The sequence below is a fragment of the Salinicola sp. RZ23 genome, from assembly GCF_003206675.1.
Classification (GTDB): Bacteria; Pseudomonadota; Gammaproteobacteria; order Pseudomonadales; family Halomonadaceae; genus Salinicola; species Salinicola endophyticus.
In genome coordinates, this window is sequence record NZ_PZJK01000033.1 from 1 (window position 1) to 639 (window position 639).

1 protein-coding gene is annotated in these 639 nt (G+C 52.9%); it reads left to right on the top strand.

Annotated features, from left to right (window positions below; all coding sequences use genetic code 11):
• Positions 1 to 97: 97 nt before the first annotated feature.
• A complete protein-coding gene (locus tag DOM67_RS19700; protein ID WP_110679017.1) occupies positions 98 to 475 on the top strand; it encodes a hypothetical protein in 378 nt (125 codons plus the stop codon).
• The last annotated feature ends 164 nt before the right edge of the window (positions 476 to 639 follow it).

The window sequence follows — 639 nt, forward strand, 5'->3', positions numbered from 1 at the left end:
GCGTCGGGAAAGCACGGCCTCCGGGCCGGTATGAAGGTGTCGCCGCGCAGCGCGCCCTGGCGGGCGCGCTGCGCGATCTCAGCCAAGTGGAGCCTGCATGTACTTCGTTGAATGGCTGATGCGCCGCACCCTGACGGCGAGCAAAAAAGATATCACCGGGTTCGAGGGTGATATGAAGCAGTTCGAGAAGGCGACCGAGAAGTACGGCAAACAGTACCGTGGCATGCAGGAGCGGCAGATCAGTGACGCGCCTTCCGATGCACGCTCCATCTATCGCATGAACGATACCTATATGGATATCAGAACCTTCTTCGATGAATGGAGGGGGGGAGTTCTTCTTGGGTTTTTTCCATTGATTTTTGGTGTGGTTTTTTTCCTGTTTTTATTCTTTCTGAGGTTACTGGCATTTTTTTTACGGGGACGGTTTCTCAAGCGGGTAGAGTGGCAGGTGTCGGTGATTATTTGGGGGCCATAATCTTGTGGGTCGTCTGGCTTGCACTTTTGTTGGTATTTTCTTACCTCTTCCGGATATTCCGTATGGAATGTCTGGTCCAACGGCATATCGTGGTCCGCTTCAATCGCAGGACGCGCAAGATATACATCAACCGGCCCAATTTCGCCGGGGGTAACAAAGTCTAT